At 67.2% G+C, this 21,975-nt stretch carries 18 protein-coding genes; 7 read left to right on the top strand and 11 right to left on the bottom strand.

Translation table 11 applies throughout. The features are described from left to right. The first annotated feature begins 10 nt into the window (after positions 1 to 10). Positions 11 to 1,078: a tRNA epoxyqueuosine(34) reductase QueG gene (queG, locus tag FHR94_RS10520; RefSeq protein WP_246389900.1), complete on the top strand. Its 1,068-nt coding sequence runs from the start codon at positions 11 to 13 to the stop codon at positions 1,076 to 1,078. Between the two features lie 23 nt (positions 1,079 to 1,101). Here the strand turns inward: queG and orn are convergent, their stop codons facing one another. Continuing rightward, a complete protein-coding gene (gene orn / locus FHR94_RS10525) occupies positions 1,102 to 1,695 on the bottom strand; it encodes an oligoribonuclease (protein WP_183325672.1) in 594 nt (197 codons plus the stop codon). A 96-nt stretch (positions 1,696 to 1,791) separates the two neighbouring features. Between orn and rsgA the strand changes: the two genes are divergently transcribed. From rsgA to asd, 3 genes are all read left to right on the top strand, one after another. Further along, positions 1,792 to 2,805: a small ribosomal subunit biogenesis GTPase RsgA gene (gene rsgA, locus FHR94_RS10530; RefSeq protein ID WP_183325673.1), complete on the top strand. Its 1,014-nt coding sequence runs from the start codon at positions 1,792 to 1,794 to the stop codon at positions 2,803 to 2,805. 66 nt (positions 2,806 to 2,871) lie between these two features. Beyond that, positions 2,872 to 3,702: a sulfurtransferase gene (locus tag FHR94_RS10535; protein WP_183325674.1), complete on the top strand. Its 831-nt coding sequence runs from the start codon at positions 2,872 to 2,874 to the stop codon at positions 3,700 to 3,702. Between the two features lie 113 nt (positions 3,703 to 3,815). Next, positions 3,816 to 4,661: an archaetidylserine decarboxylase gene (gene asd, locus FHR94_RS10540; protein WP_183325675.1), complete on the top strand. Its 846-nt coding sequence runs from the start codon at positions 3,816 to 3,818 to the stop codon at positions 4,659 to 4,661. Between the two features lie 41 nt (positions 4,662 to 4,702). On the opposite strand, the gene epmA is transcribed toward asd, so the two are convergent. Continuing rightward, the gene (gene epmA / locus FHR94_RS10545) at positions 4,703 to 5,677 is read right to left on the bottom strand and encodes an EF-P lysine aminoacylase EpmA (protein WP_183325676.1); all 975 of its coding nucleotides are present in this window, start codon (positions 5,675 to 5,677) and stop codon (positions 4,703 to 4,705) included. A gap of 261 nt (positions 5,678 to 5,938) precedes the next feature. Continuing rightward, positions 5,939 to 6,505, bottom strand: coding sequence for an elongation factor P (efp, locus tag FHR94_RS10550; RefSeq protein WP_183325677.1), 567 nt, complete (start codon positions 6,503 to 6,505; stop codon positions 5,939 to 5,941). Between the two features lie 108 nt (positions 6,506 to 6,613). On the opposite strand from efp, the gene epmB reads away from it, so the two are divergent. Continuing rightward, positions 6,614 to 7,636, top strand: coding sequence for an EF-P beta-lysylation protein EpmB (epmB, locus tag FHR94_RS10555; RefSeq protein WP_183325679.1), 1,023 nt, complete (start codon positions 6,614 to 6,616; stop codon positions 7,634 to 7,636). A 237-nt stretch (positions 7,637 to 7,873) separates the two neighbouring features. Here the strand turns inward: epmB and leuA are convergent, their stop codons facing one another. The 8 genes from leuA to pgi form a co-directional block, all read right to left on the bottom strand. Further along, positions 7,874 to 9,580: a 2-isopropylmalate synthase gene (gene leuA / locus FHR94_RS10560; RefSeq protein ID WP_183325680.1), complete on the bottom strand. Its 1,707-nt coding sequence runs from the start codon at positions 9,578 to 9,580 to the stop codon at positions 7,874 to 7,876. Between the two features lie 329 nt (positions 9,581 to 9,909). Next, positions 9,910 to 10,749, bottom strand: a complete 840-nt coding sequence (locus FHR94_RS10565) for an ion transporter (protein WP_183325682.1) — start codon at positions 10,747 to 10,749, stop codon at positions 9,910 to 9,912. A 399-nt stretch (positions 10,750 to 11,148) separates the two neighbouring features. Continuing rightward, positions 11,149 to 11,307, bottom strand: a complete 159-nt coding sequence (locus FHR94_RS10570; RefSeq protein WP_183325684.1) for a YqaE/Pmp3 family membrane protein — start codon at positions 11,305 to 11,307, stop codon at positions 11,149 to 11,151. Positions 11,308 to 11,638: 331 nt separating this feature from the next. Beyond that, complete coding sequence (gene serB / locus FHR94_RS10575; RefSeq protein ID WP_183325686.1) at positions 11,639 to 12,844, bottom strand: phosphoserine phosphatase SerB; 1,206 nt, start codon at positions 12,842 to 12,844, stop codon at positions 11,639 to 11,641. Between the two features lie 124 nt (positions 12,845 to 12,968). Further along, complete coding sequence (gene parC, locus FHR94_RS10580) at positions 12,969 to 15,221, bottom strand: DNA topoisomerase IV subunit A (protein WP_183325687.1); 2,253 nt, start codon at positions 15,219 to 15,221, stop codon at positions 12,969 to 12,971. Positions 15,222 to 15,367: 146 nt separating this feature from the next. Then, positions 15,368 to 17,248, bottom strand: a complete 1,881-nt coding sequence (gene parE, locus FHR94_RS10585; RefSeq protein ID WP_183325689.1) for a DNA topoisomerase IV subunit B — start codon at positions 17,246 to 17,248, stop codon at positions 15,368 to 15,370. 39 nt (positions 17,249 to 17,287) lie between these two features. Continuing rightward, positions 17,288 to 17,914, bottom strand: coding sequence for a YqiA/YcfP family alpha/beta fold hydrolase (locus FHR94_RS10590; RefSeq protein ID WP_183325690.1), 627 nt, complete (start codon positions 17,912 to 17,914; stop codon positions 17,288 to 17,290). A 28-nt stretch (positions 17,915 to 17,942) separates the two neighbouring features. Then, entirely contained in the window at positions 17,943 to 19,625 is a 1,683-nt protein-coding gene (gene pgi / locus FHR94_RS10595; RefSeq protein WP_183325692.1) for a glucose-6-phosphate isomerase, read from the bottom strand. 86 nt (positions 19,626 to 19,711) lie between these two features. Between pgi and cmoA the strand changes: the two genes are divergently transcribed. Together cmoA and FHR94_RS10605 are read left to right on the top strand one after the other, a co-directional pair. Continuing rightward, positions 19,712 to 20,452 (top strand): carboxy-S-adenosyl-L-methionine synthase CmoA, encoded by a 741-nt coding sequence (gene cmoA, locus FHR94_RS10600; RefSeq protein ID WP_183325693.1) that lies wholly within the window; start codon positions 19,712 to 19,714, stop codon positions 20,450 to 20,452. 21 nt (positions 20,453 to 20,473) lie between these two features. Then, positions 20,474 to 21,898 carry a phospholipase D-like domain-containing protein gene (locus FHR94_RS10605; protein ID WP_183325694.1) on the top strand — a complete coding sequence of 475 codons (1,425 nt, stop codon included), beginning with the start codon at positions 20,474 to 20,476 and terminating at the stop codon, positions 21,896 to 21,898. The last annotated feature ends 77 nt before the right edge of the window (positions 21,899 to 21,975 follow it).

Genomic DNA, 21,975 nt, shown 5'->3' on the forward strand with positions numbered 1-21,975 from the left:
CGCCCCCGACATGTCCCGCCTCGCCGAGCGGATCAAGACCTGGGGCCGCGAACTCGGCTTCCAGCAGATCGGCATCACCGACACCGACCTGGCCGAGGATGAGGCGCGCCTCGAACACTGGCTCGCGGCCGGCCACCATGGCGAGATGGGCTTCATGGCCAAGCACGGCACCAAACGCACCCGACCGGCGGCGCTGGTGCCCGGCACGCGGCGGGTGATCAGCGTGCGCCTGGACTACCTGCCCGCCGAGGTGGAAACCACCAAGGTACTGGGGCAGCCCGCACGCGCCTATGTCTCACGCTATGCCACCGGGCGCGACTATCACAAGCTGATGCGCAAGCGCCTGACGACCCTGGCGAAATGGATCGAGGCGGAGGTGGGGCCGTTCGGCTACCGCGCCTTCGTCGACTCGGCACCGGTCATGGAGCGTGCCCTGGCGCGCAAGTCGGGACTCGGCTGGTTCGGCAAGAACGCCATGCTGCTGAACCCCCGGGCCGGCTCGCTGTTCTTCCTCGGCGAGCTCTACACCGACCTGCCGCTGCCGGTGGATGCGCCCTTCGAGACCGACCACTGCGGCAGTTGCAGCGCCTGCCGCACGGCCTGCCCCACCGGCGCCATCGTCGAGGATCGGGTGGTGGATGCCCGGGCCTGCATCTCGTACCTCACCATCGAGCTCTTCGGCCCCATCCCCGAGCGCTACCGCGAGGCGATGGGCAATCGGGTGTTCGGCTGCGACGACTGTCAACTGGTCTGTCCCTTTACCCGCTTCACCCGAGTCTCTCAGGAGGCGGACTTCGCCCCGCGCCACGCCCTGGACCGGGCCAGCCTGGTGTCGCTGTTCGCCTGGGGCGAGGAGGAGTTCCTGGAGAAGACCGCCGGCAGCCCGATCCGGCGCATCGGCTACGAACGTTGGCTGCGCAACCTGGCCGTGGGACTCGGCAACGCCCCCTGGAGCGAGGCCGTGGAGGCCGCCCTCTGGGCGCGCCTGCCCTACCCCTCCGACCTGGTCCGCGAGCATGTGCGCTGGGCGCTGGCCCGCCAGCGGCAGAAGCGCCGGCGGCTGATCGCCAGCGGCTAGCGTTCGGCGCTGGCCCGAAGGGCCTATTCTTCCTCGTCGCTCGTGTCGTTCGCCGGTCGCAGGAAGGTCTCGCGATAGTGCGCCAGCTCGGCGATCGACTCCTTGATGTCCTCCATGGCGAGGTGCACGTTGCGCTTCTGGAAGCCGGCGAGTGCCCCCGGATTCCAGCGCTTGGCCAGCTCCTTGAGAGTCGAGACGTCCAGGTTGCGGTAGTGGAAGAAGCCCAGCAGTTCGGGCATCTCCCGCTCAAGAAAGCGGCGATCCTGGTGGATGCTATTGCCGCACATGGGCGAGCTGCCTGCCGCCACGTGCCGGTTCAGGAACGCGAGGGTCTGGCGCTCGGCCTCGGCGGTGTCGATGCCGCTCTCCTTCACCCGTTTCACCAACCCCGACTCGTCATGCGTCTTCTGGTTCCAGGCGTCCATGCCCTGAAGCAGGCTGTCGGGCTGGTGCACCGCGATCACCGGGCCCTCGGCCACGACATTGAGGTCGGCATCGGTGACCAGGGTGGCGACCTCGATGATCCGCTCCCGGTTAGGGTCGAGGCCGGTCATCTCCAGGTCGATCCACACCAGCCGGTTCTTGCGCGGATCCTGCGTGTCTTCATTATGGCCCATCGGGGAAACCTTCCTTGCGGAGAGCGCCGCGCGGTTCGCGACAGGCGGCGCCATGGATGAGTACAATGCCGCCATTGTACCGAGCTTCAGGGCCCCATGAGCAAACGCAAGTTGAGCCGCCAGCAGCGCTGGCGCATCGAGAAGATCCAGGCCGAACGGGCTCGCCGTGCCGAGAAGCGTGGCGAGCAGGACGCCGACCGGCTCGCCGCCGGCGAGTATGGCCCCGAGCGCCCGGGCCGCGTGACCGCCCACTTCGGCCGCACCCTCGACGTCGCTCCCGACAAGGGCGACGAGCCGGTGCGCTGCCACCTGCGCGCCAACCTGGAGGGCCTGGTCACCGGCGACCGGGTCGTCTGGCGCGCCGGCCAGGACGGCAGCGGCGTGGTCGTCGCCCGGGGCGAGCGCGACAACGTGCTGGAACGCCCGGATGCCCGGGGCCAGCTCAAGCCCGTGGCCGCCAACATCGACCAGCTCCTGATCGTCTTCGCCGTGGAGCCCGCGCCCCATGCCAACCTGATCGACCGTTACCTGGTGGCGGCGGAGGCCACCGGCATCGCCCCGGTGCTGGTGCTCAACAAGGTCGACCTGCTGCCGTCCCGGGGCGGCGAGCTGCGCGAACTGCTGGGGCGCTACGAGGCACTGGGCTACCCGGTGGTGACCACCACCACGGCGCGTGAAGGCGGCCTGGACGCCCTGTATCGCCGGCTGGCCGGGCGCACCTCGGTGTTCGTCGGCCAGAGCGGAGTGGGCAAGTCTTCGCTAATCGACCGCCTGCTGCCGGACGAGAACCTGCGCATCGGCGCGCTGTCCGAGGACTCACGCAAGGGGCGGCACACCACGACCACGGCGCGGCTTTACGCCATGGCCTGCGGCGGAGAACTGATCGATTCCCCCGGCATCCGCGAGTTCGGCCTGACTCATCTGGAGGAGCGCCAGGTGGCCGAAGGCTTCATCGAGTTCCGCGCGCATCTCGGCCACTGCCGTTTCCGTGACTGTCGCCACCGCCACGAGCCGGGCTGCGCGCTGCTGGCCGCCGTGGAGCATGGCGATATCCACCCCGACCGGTTTGCCAGCTATCGCCGCATCGTCGACAGTCTCGAGGAGAGCTGAGACCGCGACGCGACCCCGAACCAGGCCGAATCCAGGAGAGCCAGGCCGAACCAAGGAGAGAGTGCCATGAGTTCCGAAGCCAACCTGCTGCCGCTGATCGTCGAGCCCGAGCAGCTCGCCGCACACCTGGACGATCCGTCCCTGCTGGTCATCGACGTGCCCTTGAAGGCCGAAAGCCATGACCAGGGGCATGTGCCCGGCGCCATCTTCCTCGATCATCGACGGCTGCTGCGCGGCGAGGGAGCGGTCCCCAATGAGGTGCCGGACGCCGAAGCGCTGTCGGCGCTCTTCTCGTCGCTGGGCCTGACCCGGGACACCCATGTGGTGGCCTACGACGACGAAGGCGGCGGCTGGGCCGGCCGCCTGCTGTGGACCCTGGAGCTGATCGGCCACACCCGCTACTCCTACCTCAACGGCGGTATCCACGCCTGGCGCGAGGCGGGCCAGCCCCTCGAGACCACTTCCAGGACCCCGACCCCGAGCGACTACGAGGCCGAGATCCTGCATCCCGAGGTGGCCATCGACCGCGTCGAGCTCGAGGAGCGCCTCGGCGAGAAGGGCTTCGCGGTGTGGGACGCCCGCTCCCGCGCCGAATACGACGGCGAGAAAGGCAACAACAAGCACCGCGGTCATATTCCCGGCGCGGTGAACCTGGAGTGGACCGATGCCATGGACAAGGAGAACGCCCTGCGCCTGCGTGACTATGCGGAACTGATCACCGAGCTCGAGGCGCTGGGCCTGACGCCGGACATGGAGGTGGTCACCCACTGTCAGAGCCACCACCGCAGCGGCTTCACCTGGCTGGTGGGCAAGGCGCTGGGCTTTGAGAAGATCCGCGGCTATGCCGGCTCCTGGCAGGAGTGGGGCAACCGTGACGATACGCCGATCGAACGCTAGGCGCTACGCGCCGGCTGCGGGCCTCGGGCTACGAGCCGCAAACAGTTGGTAGCGAGCCCGTAGCCCGTAGCCCGTAGCCCGTAGCCCGTAGCCCGTAGCAAGAGTATATTCCGTTGTCACTTTCTCGACTGTTTTCCCTGATCCAGTACCCCATTCCCCACCACCTGCTGTCGCGACTGGTGGGGCGACTCGCCGACTGCCGATGGCCCTGGCTGAAAGATCTGTGCATCCGCGCCTTCATCCACCAGTTCAAGGTCGACATGGGCCAGGCCCATGAGCCGGACCCGCGCGCCTATGCCACCTTCAACGACTTCTTCACCCGGGCGCTCAGGGACGGGGCCCGCCCACTGGGCGAGGGGCTGCTCGCACCAGCCGACGGCACCCTGTCGCAGTTCGGCGGGGCGAACGGTACCCGCCTGATCCAGGCCAAGGGCCATGACTTCTCGATCAGCGAGCTGCTGGGCGGCGACCCGGAGCGGGCGGCCCGCTTCCGCAACGGCAGCTTCGCCACCGTCTACCTCTCCCCACGCGACTACCATCGCGTGCATATGCCGCTTTCCGGCACGCTCAGGGAGATGGTCTACGTGCCCGGCCGGCTATTCTCGGTCAACGCCGCCACCACCGCGCATGTGCCCAATCTCTTCGCCCGCAACGAGCGGCTGGTCTGCCACTTCGATACCGAGCACGGTCCCATGGCGATGGTTCTGGTGGGGGCGATGATCGTCGCCGCCATCGAGACGGTGTGGGCGGGCCAGATCACACCCCTGCCCCGAGGGGACGTGCAGCGTATCCGCTTCAACACCCCGGTACGTCTGGAGAAAGGTGAGGAGATGGGTCGCTTCAAGCTCGGCTCCACGGTAGTGATGGTCTTCGCCGAGCCGGTCACGTTCGATGAGGCCCTCACCCCCGGTCAAATGGTCGGGATGGGCCAGTCGCTGGGCCGGCCCTCATCCAGTTGACAAGGCCACCGCCCCGCCCGCCTGAGGCAAGATGTGGCGGATTACGCCACCGGCGTGGCGAAGGCCATCACCTCGGCCACGTTTTGCTTACCTAGCGCCAGCTGGAGCAGCCGGTCGAGGCCCAGGGCCACGCCGCTGCCCTCGGGCATCCCCTGTTCAAGCGCCGCCAGCAGGCGCTGGTCGACAGCCACCTCGGGCAGGCCGAGCCGCCGGCGCGCGGCGTTGTCCGCGACGAAGCGTGCCTGCTGCTCCGCGGCGTCGGTGAGCTCGTCGTAGCCGTTGGCGAGCTCGAGCCCCGCCCGATATACCTCGAAGCGCGAGGCCACCCACTCGCCGTCCTCGGGGTCGCGATGGCGCCGGGCCAGAGCCGCCTGGCTGGCCGGATAGTCGACCACCACGTCGAGGCCCTCGCGGCCGAGCGTCGGCTCGATGGCCAGGCTCATCAGCAGGTCCAGGCAGTCGTCGCGGGGGGCATCCGCCATGTCGAGCCCGCCCCGCTCGGCGGCCAGCCGACGCAGTGCCGGCAGCGGCTCGCGGAAGGGATCGAGGGCCAGGTGCTCGCGGAACAGGTCGCGATAGCGACGCCGGCGCAGCGGCCCGGGATCACGCGCGAGCACCCGGCCGATCAGCGCCGAGGTCTCCTCGATCAGATCGTCCAGGGACAGGCCCGGCCGGTACCACTCGAGCATGGTGAACTCGAGGTTGTGACGCCGCCCCACCTCGCCGTCGCGAAAGCTGCGGGCGAGTTGGAAGATCGGCCCGCTGCCGGCGGCCAGCAGGCGCTTCATATGAAACTCCGGCGAGGTCTGCAGCCACAGCCGCTCGCGCCCCGCCGGCGTGGTCGCCTCAGTGGCCAACGAGGCCAGGTGCACGTCGGTGCTGCCGCCGTGGCCGAGCACCGGGGTCTCCACCTCCCACACACCCCGCTCGGCGAAGAAGGCCCGCACCTCGCCGAGCAGGCGCGCGCGCTCGCGCAGTGTGGCGATATCGGCAGTGGGCCGCCAGTCGATGGTCATCGAGGATTCCTCCAGAAAAGACGAAGGCCACGCCTGAATCAGCGTGGCCATCCGAGCCTCGAGCCGTAGGGTGGATAAGCGTTAGCGCATCCACCAGGATCCATCCTCGGTCTGGGGATGCCAGCATCGCGGCTTTCCCGGCGACAGGCCTGCACGGAGGCGCTGTGAACCCATCCCTGGGCGCTACCAATGCCGTCCCTGGCATAGGATCTCCGCTTCGGCCTGTCCCCGGCGCCGCTCGTAGCTCGTAGCTCAGGGGAATCAAGCGCGGGAGACGTACTCGCCGGTACGCGTATCGACCTTGAGCACCTCGCCCTCGTTGATGAACAGCGGCACGCGCACCACGGCGCCCGAGGAGAGGGTGGCCGGCTTGGAGCCGCCCTGGGCGGTGTCGCCCTTGACGCCTGGGTCGGTCTCGGTGACCTCGAGCTCGATGAAGTTGGGCGGCGTGACGTTGATCACGTTGTCGTTCCACAGGGTCACCGTGTAGCGCACCTGTTCCTTGAGCCACTTCTCGGTGTCGCCCAGGGCGCGCTTCTCCGCCGGGTACTGCTCGAAGGAGCCGTCGGTGAGCATGAAGTACCACATCTCGCCGTCGTTATAGAGGTACTCCATCTCCAGTTCGAGGACGTCGGCCGCTTCCAGCGACTCGCCGGACTTGAAGGTCCGTTCCCAGACCCGACCGGTCATCAGGTTGCGCAGCTTCACGCGGCTGAAGGCCTGGCCCTTGCCGGGCTTGACGAGTTCGTTCTCGAGGATGGCGCAAGGGTCCCCGTCCAGCATGACCTTCAGACCGCCCTTGAATTCGTTGGTAGAATAGCTCGCCATGTTGTTTCACCCATATTCGAGCGTGCCACCGGCCTTGGCCGGCGACGCGCGCAAGCAAATGATCCGGGTCGAGGGCCGCTCCCTCGACCGACTTGACTGGTGTCACGCATGATAACCCGAAGCCTCATCCCTTTGCAGCGCCAGGCGATGCCGGGTCGCGGCGACTGGCAGGCCCAGCTTGCCGGCGCCGTGCGCGATCCCCGCGAGCTGCTCCGGCGCCTGGGCCTCGGCGAGGCCTGGCTACCCGGGGCCGAGGCCGGCCACGCCCTGTTCGAGGTGCGGGTGCCGGCGCCCTACCTCGCGCGCATCCGCCCCGGCGACCCGGCCGACCCGCTGCTGCGCCAGGTACTGCCGCTCGGCGAGGAGGCCCTGGCCGCCCCCGGTTATGTGGCCGATCCCCTGGCCGAAGCCGACCACACGCCGGCCCGGGGGCTGATCCACAAGTACGCCGGCCGGGTACTGCTGATCGCGAGCCCCACCTGCGCCGTCAACTGCCGCTACTGCTTCCGTCGCCACTTCCCCTACGCGGAGAACGCACCGTCACGGACCCAGTGGCAGGAGACGCTTGCCTACCTGCGCGAGGATGCCTCGATCCACGAGGCCATCCTCTCCGGCGGCGATCCCCTGGCCGCCAGCGACCGCCAGCTGGCCTGGCTGGTCGAACGCCTGGCGGCCATTCCTCACCTCAAGCGGCTGCGGATCCATACCCGACTGCCGGTGGTGATCCCCGACCGCATCGACGCCGCCCTACTCGACTGGCTGTCGACGACGCGCTTGCAGAAGGTGGTGGTCCTACACGTCAACCATGCCCAGGAGATCGACGACGCGGTGATCGACGCCTGCCAGCGACTGCATGACGCCGGCGTGACGCTGCTCAACCAGAGCGTGCTGCTGCGCGGCGTCAACGATGACGTCGACACCCTCGCCGAACTGTCCGAGCGGCTCTTCGAGGCAGGCGTGCTGCCCTACTACCTGCATGTGCTCGACCCAGTGGAGGGTGCTTCGCATTTCGATGTGGCAGACGACGAGGCGCGCGAACTGGTCGCGGAGTTGCGCAAGCTGCTGCCGGGCTTCTTGATGCCGACCCTGGTCCGCGAGGTGCCTGGCGAGGCGAGCAAGACGCCTTTGTAAGCGCCGAGCGCCGAGCGCCGAGCGCCGAGCGCCGAGCGCCGAGCGCCGAGCGCCGAGCGCCGAGCGCCGAGCGCCGAGCGCCGAGCGCCGAGCGCCGCAGGAGGATACCTTCGCCATTCCTAGCAGCAACAAGAAGCCCGCCGAATATCCACTCCAGCGGGCTTTCTTGATTTTATCCTCAACACCGGCCGCCCGTCACCGAACAGCTCGGCGCTTGGCGCTTGCAACTGGGCGCTGTCAGGCCAGCGTTTCGGCCGTGACGTTGGGCGCCGGGGCCTGGGTGGAGAGGTAGCGGTTGAGGGCGCTCATCACCGCCTTCATGGAGGCGCTGGTGATGCTTTCGTCGGTGCCCACGCCGAACACGGCCTGGCCGTCGATGCGCACCTCCACGTAGGCGATGGCCTCGGCGTCGGCGCCCTGGCCCCGGGAGTGCTCGTGATAGTCGATGATTTCCACATCGTGTCCGTCGGCTGCCAGCGCCTTGATGAAGGCGGCCAGCGGGCCGTTGCCCTGGCCCCGGATGGTACGACGCTCGCCCCGCTCCTCGATGGTCGCCTCCAGGTTCACCGCCGGGCTGTCCGACTCAGAGGTGAGGCGATGATTGACCAGGTTGAAAGGCGTGGTCTTCGCCAGGTACTCGTCGACGAAGGCCTGGTAGATCATCTGCGAGGTGATCTCCTTGCCCAGTCGGTCGGCCACCTCCTGCACCACCTGACTGAACTCGATGGACAGCCGCCGCGGCAGCTCGATGCCATGCTCCTGCTCGAGCAGGTAGGAGACCCCGCCCTTGCCCGACTGGCTGTTGACGCGGATCACCGCCTCGTAGCTGCGCCCCACGTCCAGGGGGTCGATGGGCAGGTAGGGGACCTCCCAGACCCCCTCCCCGGCCTCGCGGCGAGCGGCCATGCCCTTCTTGATGGCATCCTGGTGGGAGCCCGAGAAGGCGGTGAATACCAGATCCCCCACGTAGGGATGGCGCGGATGAACCGGCAGCTGGTTGCAGTACTCCACCTCGCGCATGATCGGCGTGATGTTGGAAAAGTCGAGCCGCGGATGCACCCCCTGGGTGTACAGGTTCATGGCCAGGGTGACGATGTCGACATTGCCGGTGCGCTCGCCATTGCCGAACAGGGTGCCCTCCACCCGGTCGGCACCGGCCATCAGGGTGAGTTCGGCGGCGGCCACGCCGGTGCCCCGGTCATTGTGCGGGTGCACGCTGACGATCAGGCAGTCGCGATCCTTGACGTTACGGCAGAACCACTCCACCTGGTCGGCATAGTTGTTGGGCGGGGCGACCTCCACGGTGGCCGGCAGGTTGACGATCATGGGGTGCTCGGGGGTGGGCTCGTAGGCGTCCATCACTGCCTCGACGATCTCCACCGCGAAGTCAAGCTCGGTGGTGGTGAACAGCTCCGGCGAGTACTGGAAGGTCCAGTGGGTCTCGGGCGCGGCGTCCATGCGGCTTCGGATCTGCGTCGTGGCATCGACGGCGATGCGGGTGCATTCAGCCTTGTCGACGTTGAACACCACGCGGCGGAACACCGGATCGGTAGCATTGTAGACATGCACGATGGCGTTCTTCGCCCCCTCGAGCGCCTCGAAGGTGCGGTCGATCAGGTGCGGCCGGGCCTGGGTCAGCACCTGGATGGTGACGTCGTCCGGTACGCGGTCGTTCTCGATCAAGGCGCGCACGAAGTCGAAGTCAGTCTGGGACGCCGAGGGAAAGCCTACCTCGATCTGCTTGAAGCCGACCTTGACCAGCAGGTCGAAGAAGCGCTGCTTGCGCTCCTGATCCATGGGATCGATCAGCGCCTGGTTGCCGTCGCGCAGATCGACGCTGCACCACAGCGGCGGGGTCTCGATACGCTGGCTAGGCCACTGGCGGTCGGGCAGGTCGACGGCCACGAAGGGGCGGTACTTGGTGGCGGGGTTGTCGAGCATCATGGTGGTGTTCTCCCGGGTCTTGGCGGCATTCAGAAACGCCGACGCCCCGCTTGCCGATTGGCAGGCGGGGCGTCGGTCGGGTCGACGCTGGCACGCATGACAACCCGACACGCCTGATGGCATGTGCAGGGCATGGCAGCGACGACAGTGTTCATGAAGGTAACGATGGTGATGGATAACATTGGACGACCTCGTTTCGACCGGTACGAAGAGGCGATGCAGACGGCATCGCCCGGCGCGCTCAGCGGCGGGCTAGTAGTCGTAGGTCGAGGACGAGGTGGCGCAATGTCATGTTCATGACCATAGAGAATCAAGACTGGGCCGGCTTGTCAACCACGGGGGGCGTTTTCCCGGGCAGCCAGGGTCGCTTCCATGCGCTCTAGCTGGTCGCTCAAGCGGCGCACGTCATCGCGCAGGCCATGCAACTCGGCGGCCTCGCCCTCGCCGTTCTCGATCTCGATCTGCACGCTCTCCTTCTGCATCACGTCGAGCACGATACCGATCATCATGTTCAGGAAGATAAAGGCCGTCAGGAAGATGAAGGTCAGGTAGTAGAGCCAGCTCCAGGCATAGGCCTCCTGGGTGGCGTACATCACGTCGGTCCAGTCCTCGAAGGTGGCCACCCGGAACAGCGTCAGCAAGGCGGCCGTGATGTTGCCCCACAGGAAGTCGTCGATGTCGGCGAACAGGAAGCTGCCGACCGCCGCGTAGATGTAGAAGATGATGAACATCAGCAGGGCCACGTACCCCATACGCGGGATCGACTTGACCAGTGCCGCCATCAACACCCGCAGCTCGGGGATCAGCGAGACCAGACGCAAGACGCGGAAGATGCGCAGCAGCCGCGCCAGCAGCACCATATCCGAGTTGTCCAGAGGCACCAGGCTGGCCATGACGATCAGGAAGTCGAAGACGTTCCAGCCTTGGCGGAAGAAGTCCCGCAGGCGCTTCTCGGCGGCCATGCGGATCAGGATCTCGACCAGGAAGAACACCGTGATTGCCGTATCCAGGACCAGCAGCCACTGTTCGAACCGTGTCGTCTCCTCGTAGGTCTTGGCCCCGATCAGCAGCGCCGAGAGGAGGATGATGGCGATGACAGCGGTCTCGAACAGCTTGTTGGCGCGCAGCCGCTCGAAGTGATCGCGCCAGGTGGCGAAGGTAGCGTTCATGATGGGATAACTCTCACAACGTATTGAATAATAGTTGCTTTTATGATGGGGAACGGTGTGGTTCACCAGTAAACCAAGGCCGTTGGCGGCTCACGACGTACAACTCGACGTATAACTCCTAGCCGAGAACCGACGCGATAATACCATGCCGCCAGCCTCTGCCATCCTATGGAAGACGCCCTCCACTGCCGGGCTCCTTCCCTGACACAAGCCCCCTGCTCCTGCTCCCGAGAACAGGTAGGAGGCGTACGTTCGAATGAGGCCTTGGAACAAGAGAGGTGGCGGGAGGATCGGCTGACCAGAGGATGCGTTCAGGTGAACACGCTAGAAGACCGCCGGCCTACCGGGGGTCGGAATCGCCAGTGTGGCGCCTGGAACGGAAGCAGGCTATGACGTCGCTCATCGCCGAGCGATGATCCACACCGCATGCACGATACCGGGGATGTAGCCCAACAGCGTCAGCAGGATATTGACCCAGAAATGCAGTCCGATGCCGACCTGGAGGAATACGCCCACGGGGGGCAGCAGAATCGCGAACAGAAGGCGGATCACGTCCATGAGATAGCTCCTTGGTTAGAGGCAATGCCCCCACATGGACTCTATTCGCTGCGCAGCGTTCACGCCCAAGCGTAAGGAGGCCTCCTTGAGGGCAACCAAAGGGCAGCCGTCCTTGGCCATGAGTCTCTTCATGCGACAACTCGCCAGCATCTGGGATGCGTCCGAGCCTCGCCTTATCCAGCGTAGCCGAACGCTCACAGTATCGCTACATTTATTTACACTCTCACCGTCACCGCCGCGAGTTATTGCCAAACCTGGTGGATGCTGGTCTGCACGGTGTGCCCGAGTACTGAACACCCGAGACGCCGCCAGCATCGGCAAAGGCAGTAACCTAGGCCTCCAGATCCCGCTGGCGATAGCCGATCAGATAGAGCACCGCATCGAGCCCCAGGGTGGAGATCGACTGGCGGGCCCGGGCCCGCACCAGTGGCTTGGCACGAAAGGCGATGCCGAGCCCCGCGGCGGCCAGCATCTTGAGGTCGTTGGCGCCGTCGCCCACGGCGATGGTCTGCTCCATGGCCAGGCCCTCCCGCTCGGCGATCTCGTGCAGCAGCGCGACCTTGCGGTCGGCATCGATGATGGGCTCGCGGACCTCGCCGGTCACCTTGCCATCCTCGATCACCAGCTCGTTGGCATGGACCTCGTCGAAGCCGAGCCTCTCCTGCAGGTGGCGGGCGAAGTAGGTGAAACCGCCGGAGAGAATGGCGGTGCGATAGCCCAGCCGCTTGAGGTGGTGCATCAACCGCTCCAGGCCGTCCATCAGCGGCAGCGTTTCGGCGATCTCGGCGAGTACCGACTCGTCGAGTCCCTTGAGCTTGGCCATGCGCTCGCGGAAGCTCTGCGGGAAGTCCAGCTCGCCGCGCATGGCCCGCTCGGTGACCGCGGCGACCTCGTCATAGACGCCGTGGCGGCGTGCCAGCTCGTCGATCACCTCGGCCTGGATCAGGGTGGAATCCATGTCGAAGCACACCAGGCGACGGTGGCGGCGCCAGATGGAATCCTCCTGGAGCGCGATGTCCACGCCGTGCATGGCGCCCAGCGCCAGGGCCTTCTCGCGCAGCGACTCCAGGTCGACCTCTTCGCCTCGCAGCCAGCACTCCACGCAGGCCCCATGCTCCGGGATGCCGCCGTCCAGGGGCTCGCGGCCCGAAAGACGGTGGATCAGCTCCACGGTCAGGCCATGCTCGGCGGTCAGGGCCCCGACCTCGGCCAGTATCCCCGCTGGCAGGTGGGGCGCCAGCAGGGTCAGGATCAAGCGCGGCTGGCCGGCCGCCACGCTCCAGCGCTGGTAGTCCTCGGCACTGACCTGGATCGCCTGGACATCGAGCCCCAGGGTGTCGCCGGCCGTGGCCAACGCGCCTTCCAGATCGCTGTCCCGGTCGAGTCCTACCAGGGCCTCCAGGGACAGGATGCCGAAGGTCACGCTCTGGTTGATGTCCAGCAGGCGGGCGCCACTCGTCGCCAGGGCCTTGCCCAACCCGGCGAGCTGGCCGGGGCGTGCCGTACCGGTGGCGCGGATCAGTAGTCGTCGTGTCATGATTCCCTCATTTCATGAGTCGCCACGAGCTTCGGGCCGCGGGCCACCAGCAGCCCGAAGCCCGAAGCCCGAAGCCCGAAGCCCGAAGCCCGAAGCCCGAAGCCCGAAGCCCGAAGCCCGAAGCTCAAGAGTCTACCTCGAGCCGATCGACCTTCTGCAGGCCGCGGGGCAGCTTGCTGCCGCGCCGGCCGCGCTCGCCGCGATAATACTCCAGATCGGCGGCCTTGAGCGTCAGCTTGCGCTTGCCGGCATGCACCACCAGGGTAGCGCTCGGCGCCAGGACCACCAGGTCGCGGACGAACTCTTCACGCCGCGCCGCCCGGGCGCCGGGAATGTCGAGCATCTTGTTGCCCTTGCCCTTGGCCATCTCGGGCAACGCCTCGAGCGGGAAGACCAGCAGCCGGCCCTCGTTGGAAACCACCGCCACGCTCAGATCCTCGACCTCCGGCAGTGCGACGGGCGGCAGCACGTTGCAGCCCTTGGGCAGGGTGAGCACCGCCTTACCGGCCTTGTTCTTGCCGGTCAGGGTGTCGAGGCGCGCCACGAAGCCGTAGCCACCGTCGGAGGCGAGCAGGTAGCGGGTATCGGGGGGCGCCAGCATCACCCCGATCATGTGGGCCCCGGCCGCGACGTTGGCGCGCCCGGTAACCGGCTCGCCCTGGCCCCGGGCGCTGGGCAGGTTGTGGGCCTGCAGCGTATAGGCGCGCCCGGTATCGTCCAGCAGCACCAGCGGCTGGTTGGTCTTGCCCCAGGCGGCCAGGGCGAAACGGTCGCCGGCCTTGTAGGAGAGGCCGGCAGGGTCGATGTCGTGCCCCTTGGCACTGCGGATCCAGCCCTTCTCGGAGAGCACCACGGTGATGGGGTCGGCCCCCAGCAGCTCGACCTCGGAGAGCGCTCGGGCCTCCTCGCGCTCGACCAGCGGCGCGCGGCGCGCATCACCGTAGTCCCTGGCGGCGGCACGCAGTTCCTCCTCGATCAGGTCGGTGAGCCTTGCCTCATCGCCCAGCAATGTCTCAAGATGCGCCCGTTCCGCCTCCAGGTCGTCCTGCTCGCCACGGATCTTCATCTCCTCGAGCTTGGCCAGGTGGCGCAGGCGCAGCTCGAGAATCGCCTCGGCCTGGTGCTCGCTGAGACCGAAGGCCTCGATCAGCGCGGCCTTGGGCTCGTCCTCCTCGCGGATGATGCGGATCACCTCGTCGATGTTGAGGTAGGCGATGAGCAGGCCTTCGAGGATGTGCAACCGGTCCTGGACCTTGCCCAGGCGATGCTCGAGGCGCCGGCGCACCGTGCTGCGCCGGAAGCGCAGCCATTCACCGAGCAGGTCCGGCAGCGACATGACCCGCGGCCGGCCATCCAGGCCGATCACGTTCATGTTGACGCGGATGTTCTTCTCGAGGTCGGTGGTAGCGAAGAGATGCGCCATCAGCGCCTCGATGTCCACCCGGTTCGAGCGTGGCTCGATGACCAGCCGGGTGGGCTCCTCATGGGTGGACTCGTCGCGCAGGTCGGCGACCATGGGCAGCTTCTTGGCCTGCATCTGGCCGGCGATCTGCTCGAGCACCTTGGCGCCGCTGACTTGGTAGGGCAGCGCGGTGACCACGATACTGCCCTCTTCCATCCCATAGCGGGCCCGCAGCTTCACCGAGCCACGCCCGCTTTCGTAGACCTTCCGCAGGTCGCGACGCGGCGTGATGATCTCGGCGGCCGAGGGAAAGTCCGGCGCCGGCAAATACTCGAGCAGGTCACTGGTGGTCGCCTCGGGATGGCGCAACAGGTGGCAGGTCGCCTCGACCACCTCGGCCACGTTGTGCGGCGGAATGTCGGTGGCCATGCCCACGGCGATGCCGGTGCCGCCATTGAGCAGCACATGCGGCAACCGTGCCGGCAGCACCACCGGCTCAAACATGGTGCCGTCGAAGTTGGGGGTCCAGTCCACGGTGCCCTGGCCGAGCTCACTGAGCAGCACCTCGGCGAACTTCGACAGCCGTGCCTCGGTGTAGCGCATGGCGGCGAAGGACTTGGGATCGTCGGGACTGCCCCAGTTGCCCTGGCCGTCGACCAGCGGGTAGCGGTAGCTGAACGGCTGGGCCATCAGCACCATGGCCTCGTAGCAGGCGCTGTCGCCGTGGGGATGGAACTTACCCAGCACATCGCCGACGGTACGCGCCGACTTCTTGTACTTGGCGCTGGCATTGAGCGAGAGCTCGCGCATTGCATAGACGATGCGCCGCTGCACCGGCTTCATGCCGTCGCCGATGTGCGGCAACGCCCGGTCGAGGATGACGTACATCGAATAGTCGAGGTACGCCTTCTCGGTGTACTCGCGGAGGGACAGGCGTTCAACGTCGCCCTCCGCCACCTGGATATCCATGGTCATGGGGTTAGCGCCCTTCTACCATCGATGGAAAATTCGCGGGGAGTGCCCGCACGATACGCTCTGGAAAAGCTTCGGGCCGCGAGCTTCGGGCTGCGAATCCCACGGCCCTTAGCCCGTAGCCCGTAGCCCGTAGCCCGTAGCCGAGGTTACACCTCGATCTCGGCGAGGTTGCCGTAGTCCTCGAGCCAGCTCTTGCGATCGGACGAGCGCTTCTTGGCCAGCAGCATGTCCATCATCTCCATGGTGCCGTCGCCAACCTCCCGGGTGAGCTGTACCAGCCGACGGGTCTCCGGCGCCATGGTGGTCTCGCGCAGCTGCAGCGGGCTCATCTCGCCCAGCCCCTTGAAGCGTTGGACATTGGGCGTCCCGCGCCGACTCTCGAGCTGACGCAGGATGGCGGCCTTCTCGCTCTCGTCCAGGGCATACTGCACTTCCTTGCCGAGATCGATACGGTACAGCGGCGGCATGGCCACGTAGACATGACCGGCGTCCACCAGCGCGGGGAAGTGGCGCACGAAGAGCGCGCACAGCAGGGTGGCGATGTGCAGGCCATCCGAGTCGGCATCGGCGAGGATGCAGATCTTGTGGTAGCGCAATTTGGTAAGGTCGTCGCTGCCCGGGTCCATGCCCACGGCCACGGCGATGTCGTGGACTTCCTGGGAGCCGTAGATGTCGTGGGCCTCCACCTCCCAGGTGTTCAATATCTTGCCGCGCAGCGGCAGGATCGCCTGGGTCTCGCGGTTGCGTGCCTGCTTGGCGCTACCCCCGGCGCTGTCGCCCTCCACCAGGAACAGCTCGCTGCCGGCCGGGTCCTGGCCCGAGCAGTCGGCCAGCTTGCCGGGCAGTGCCGGGCCCGAGGTGACCTTCTTGCGCGCCACCTTCCTGGCACTCTTCTGGCGGCGCTGGGCGGCGCTGATGACCAGCTCCGCGAGGGCCTCGCCCTGGTCGACGTGGTGGTTGAGCCACAGCGAGAAGGCGTCCTTGACCACCCCGGAGACGAAACCGGCCACGGTACGCGACGACAACCGCTCCTTGGTCTGGCCGGCGAACTGGGGATCGAGCATCTTCACCGAGAGCACGTAGGCGACCCGCTCCCAGAGGTCTTCGGCACTGAGCTTGACGCCCCGGGGCAACAGACTTCGGTATTCGCAGAACTCGCGAAGGGCGTCGAGCAAGCCCGCACGCAGGCCGTTGACGTGGGTGCCGCCCTGGGGCGTGGGGATCAGGTTGACGTAACTCTCGAGCAACGGCTCGCCGCCCTCGGGCAGCCACTGAATGGCCCAGTCCACGCCGTGCTCGTCGTCGGCGAAATGCCCGACGAAAGGCGAAGCCGGCAACACCTCATAGCCGTCGGTGGCCTGGGCCAGGTAGTCGCGCAGGCCATCCTCGAACTGCCAGACGCTCTGGGTGCCGTCGGGCTCAGTGAGGGTGACCTCGAGCCCCGGACAGAGCACCGCCTTGGCGCGCAGCAGGTGCTTGAGGCGACCCAGCGCCAGCTTCGGGGCGTCGAAGTAGCTCTCCTCGGGCCAGAAACGCACCAGGGTCCCGGTGGCCCGCTTCGGGGCACTGCCGATCACTTCCAGGGGCGAGGCCGTCTCGCCATGCTCGAAGGCCATGCCGTGGCGCTGCCCGCCCTTGAGCACCTCGATCTCGAGGCGCTTCGACAGGGCGTTGACCACCGAGACCCCAACGCCATGCAGGCCGCCGGAGAAACGATAGCTCGTAGCCGAGAACTTCCCGCCGGCATGCAGCCGGGTCATGATCAGCTCGACTCCGGACACTCCGTGTTCCGGATGGATATCGATGGGCATGCCGCGGCCGTCATCACCGACCTCGATGCCCCCGTCCTCGAACAGCCGCACGCTGATCGTGCTGGCATGCCCGGCCAGCGCCTCGTCGACGCTGTTGTCGATGACCTCCTGGACTAGGTGATTGGGCCGCGAAGTGTCGGTGTACATGCCGGGGCGCTTGCGCACGGGCTCCAGCCCGGAAAGCACCTCGATCGAGCTGGCGCTGTATTGTGTCATGGCATCATCCGGTTCCTATGCATGATGGGGTCGGCGACCTCAGCGGCGCGGCCCGACCGTGCCGGGCGCCAAGGCATGGCCGCCGTGGGCCAGCACCGCCGGCAGGTAATCGGCCAGGGCAGCAAAGCCATGGTCACCTCGGGGATGCAGGATGCATCGGGCGCCGCGGTAACACGCGAAGGCATCCCGGCAGTCTAGGGTCTCGTCGGCGGTGCCCAGCAACAGCAGGTAGCGCGCCGGGGTGACGTGGACGGGCGTCAGGGCCGCCAGTTCCTCACGGTGGGCCGCCTCGACGACGAAGGTCTCCTCGGTGTAGGGATTGACGAACGCAGTGTCGATCCAGTCTGCCACCAGCCCCGCCGGCGCGACCGCCGGATTGACCAGGACCGCGGGCAGCCCATGGCGCTCCGCCAGCAGGGTGGCCAGAAAGCCCCCCATGGAGCTGCCCACCAGCAGCGGATACGCCCCCAGCCGTGACAGGCATGCCTCGGCCTGGGCCAGCGCCGCGCCGGGGCGATGCGGCAGGTGGGGGGTCTCCCGGGGCAGCCCGAGCGCATCGCAGGCACAGCGCATCAGCGCTGCCTTGGGCGAGGCGCTGCCGCTGTTGAAGCCGTGCAGGTAGAGCACGCCACTGGCCGGTCGCCGGTCGAGCGGCGCACTCAGCATACCTCAAGCCCTGTATATATGGCCAGCACTAGGTCTCCCCCTCCGCCTCGGCCCGCCAGACCGCCTCGATGAGCCCGCGGGTGGAGTCGTCCATGCCATCGAGCCCACGGTGATGCTCGAGGATCCGCTGGGTCTCGCCGGCGATCTTCTTGCCCAATTCCACCCCCCACTGGTCGAAGGGGTTGATGTCCCAGATGGTCGCCTGGACGAATACCTTGTGTTCATAGAGGGCGATCAAGGCCCCCAGGGTCGCTGGGGTCAGGCGGTCCAGCAGCAGGGTGCTGGAGGGCTGGTTGCCCCGGTAGTGCTTGTATTCGGGGCGCGGTCCCTCGTCCTCGATGGCATCGTCACCGAGCATCAGCACCCGTGACTGGGCGAAGCAGTTGGCCAGCGTCAGGCGATGCTGGGCCATCAGGTGGTCGCGGGTCGCCGGATCCTCGACATCGTCATAGCGCACCCGGGGGGCGATGAAGTCGCACTCCACCGCCTGGGTGCCCTGGTGGAGCAGCTGATAGAAGGCATGCTGGGCGTTGGGCCCTAGCTGTCCCCACAACACCGGGCAGGTGGAATAGTCGACCTGGTGGCCTTCGTGGGTGACCGACTTGCCGTTGGACTCCATCTCCAGCTGTTCGAGGTAAGCGGCGAAGTACTCCAGCCGGCCATCATAGGGCAGGATCGAGTGGGCACGGATATCCAGGAAGTTGACGTTCCAGATCCCGGCGAGCGCCAGCAGCACCGGCAGGTTGTCGGCAAGCGGTGCCTCGCTGAAGTGGCGGTCCATGGCATGGGCCCCGGCCAGCAGCTCGCGGAAACGGTCCATGCCCACCACCAGGGCGATGGGCAGCCCGATGGCGCCCCACAGCGAATAGCGCCCACCGACCCACTCCCAGAATTCGAGCTGGTGGTCGGGGGCGATGCCCCAGTCGGCCATCTTCTCGGGACTCGCCGAGACGCCGATGAAGTGCTGACGCATGATCAGGTCGGTGTCGACCCCTTCCGGATGGCCGTCCATCAGCCGAGCCTTCAGCCAGTCCCGGGCGGTGCGGGCATTGGAGAGGGTGTCGATGGTGGTGAAGGACTTCGAGGAGAGCACGAACAGGGTGGTTTCGGGATTGAGCCGGGTCAGGTAATCGGCCAGCTGGGAGCCATCCATGGTCGAGGCGAAGTGCACATCGACCCGATGAATGCCCTCGGGCCGGTAGTCGGCCAGGGCATGGGTGACCATCAGCGGCCCCAGGTCGGAGCCCCCTACGCCGAGGTTGACCACATCGCGGATGGCCCGGCCGGTGGCGCCGCGCCACTGACCGGCATGGAAACGCTCGACCATGGTCGCCATGCGCTCCAGGGTGGCATGCACCCCGGGCACCAGGTCCTCGCCGTCGACCACCAGCGAGGCCTCCGGCGGCAGGCGCAGGGCGGTATGCAGGGCCGGCCGATCCTCGCTGCGGTTGACCCGCTCGCCGGCCATCAGGCCGCGGATGGCCTCCGGCACCCCCGCCTCACGAGCCAGGTCCAGCAACAGCTCGAGGGTGGTTTCTGACCAGCGCTGCTTGGAGAGGTCGAGGGTCAGCCCGGCCGCGCGGCGACCGAAGGTCTCGAAGCGTCCGGGCTGTTCGGCGAAGAGGTTGCGCAGGTGCCGGCGTCCCATGCCGGCGGCATGTTCGGCGAGGGCACACCAGGCCCGCTGCTGGTCGATGGGAGTATGGCGCATGGATCTCCTCCTGGACGTCCTGTCGTGCAGCCAACAGCAGGGAAGCGTAGAATAAGGGCCTTCCAGCCTACTGCTCCAGCCTGCCCATGAGTGACGCATCTTACCGTGACGCCATCTTTTCGACACCCCTGGACCGGGTGGCGAGCTTTTCCTTCGACGAGCGCGTGGTGGCCTGCTTTCCCGATATGATCCGCCGCTCGGTGCCGGGCTACGGCCAGATACTCGCCATGCTGGGACTGATCGCGCGGCGCCACCTGCGCCACGGCGGGCATGTCTACGACCTGGGCTGCTCGTTGGGCGCCGGGGGGCTGGCGCTGGCCGGGCGGCTTTCCCCCGACGCCTTTCGCTATACCGGCGTCGACCTCTCGCCGGCCATGGTCGCCCGGGCCCGGCAGACCCTGGCGGACGAGTGTCCCGAGCACGCCATGACGGTCCTCGAAGGCGATATCCGCATTCTGGACTACCGCCCGTCGGGAATGATCATGCTCAACTTCACGCTGCAGTTCCTGGCCCCGGAGGAGCGCGACGCGGTGATCGCCCGTCTGTATGATGCCCTAGAGCCCGGTGGGGTGCTGGTGCTCTCCGAGAAGATCAAGGCCGACGACGAGCAGGACAATGCCTGGCTGGTGGAGCGCTACCATGACTTCAAGCGCGCCAACGGCTACAGCGAGTTGGAGATCAGCCAGAAGCGTAACGCCCTGGAAAATGTGCTGGTTCCCGACACCCTGACCGCGCACCACACGCGCCTGGCGCGGGCTGGCTTCCCGCGCTCGCTGACGTGGTTCCAGCACCTGAACTTCGCTTCCCTGATCGCCTTCAAAGCCTGAGGATCAGGCACCGGGGGCCTGATGAGCAGCCTATCCGTTCTCGTGACATTGGTCCTGCTGTCCGCCTGGCTGGGCACGGCCTGGTGGCAGGTGCGCAAGCCCTTGCCCCGCGGCCTTCACCTCTGCGGCCCCTGGCACGAAGCCCGGGATCCGGTCCTGCTGCTCGACGAGACCTGGTTGGATACCGCCGGCCGACGGCAGTGCCGACAGCAGATCTTCGACGAGTGGCTGGCGCTTATCGGCCAGGCCCGTCGTCGGGTGGTGATCGACATCTTCCAGTTCGGCGTGCTGGCCGACGAGGCGTGCCACCGCCCCATCGCCAGCGAGCTCTGCCAGACCCTGCTGCTTCGCAAGGCAGAGGTGCCAGCCCTCGACGTATTGGTGATCACCGACCCGATCAACACCTGCTACGGTGACCAACTGCCGGCGCACCTGGCGGCGCTGCGCCAGGCCGGTATCCAGGTGGTGGTCACCGACCTGCGTCCCGGCCGGGACCCTAACCCGACCTGGACGGCGCTGTGGCGTCTCGCCTTCCAATGGTTCGGCACTCCCCCGCCCCGGGGCGGCTGGCTGCCCAACCCCCTCGGCCCGGGGCGCGTCACCCTGCGCTGCTACCTGTCCGTGCTCAACCTCAATGCCAATCATCGCAAGGTGCTGGTGGTCGATCGGGGCGAGGAGTGGCTGGCGGTGGTCGGGTCGGCCAACGCCGATGACGGTAGCAGCGCCTATCGCGACACGGCGCTGCGCCTTCGTGGGCCCGCGGTCCTGGACCTGCTGCACAGCGAACTGGCCATCGCCGCCTTTTCGGGCGGCTCCCCCCTTCCCACCCCAAGCCCCCCGACCTCCCCGTTTCTCGGGATACCTCGGCTGCGGGTCCTCACCGAAGGCGCCATCCGCGACGCCCTGCTGGTGCTGATCGACCAGGCCCGGGACGACGAGTGCCTCGACATCAACGCCCTCTACCTCGCCCACCGGCGGGTAATCCGGGCCCTGTGCCGGGCCCACGCGCGGGGGGTGACGGTGCGCCTGCTGCTCGACCCCAACGTCAGTCACTTCGGCCGGCGCAGTCCCGGCCTGCCCAATCGTCCGGTGGCCCGCGAGCTTCACGCCGCGGGACTGGCCATCCGCTGGAGCGCGGTACCCGACATTCATGCCCATAGCAAGGTCCTGCTGCGTCACGGTGGGGCCCGGCCAGCGGCCCTGCTGGTCGGTTCGGCCAACTACACGCGGCGCAGTCTCGACGACTACAACTTCGAAGCCGCGGTACACCTCGTCGCCGGACACGACCATCCGGTGATCCGCCGTGCCCGGGAAAGCTTCAGCCGCTATTGGCATAATCGCGACGGCGAACGTCACAGCCACCCCTACACGGCCTTCGACGATGCCACGCGCTGGCGCTACTGGCGCTATCGCCTGATGGAGGCCAGCGGCTGGTGCCTCTTCTAGGGCGAGGCTTTCCGCACCCGCTGACCTGATTCCAGTCTCTCGACGTCACCTCGCTGAACGCCGTCAAGGAGTGGTAA

The sequence above is a fragment of the Halomonas cerina genome, from assembly GCF_014192215.1.
Classification (GTDB): Bacteria; Pseudomonadota; Gammaproteobacteria; order Pseudomonadales; family Halomonadaceae; genus Halomonas; species Halomonas cerina.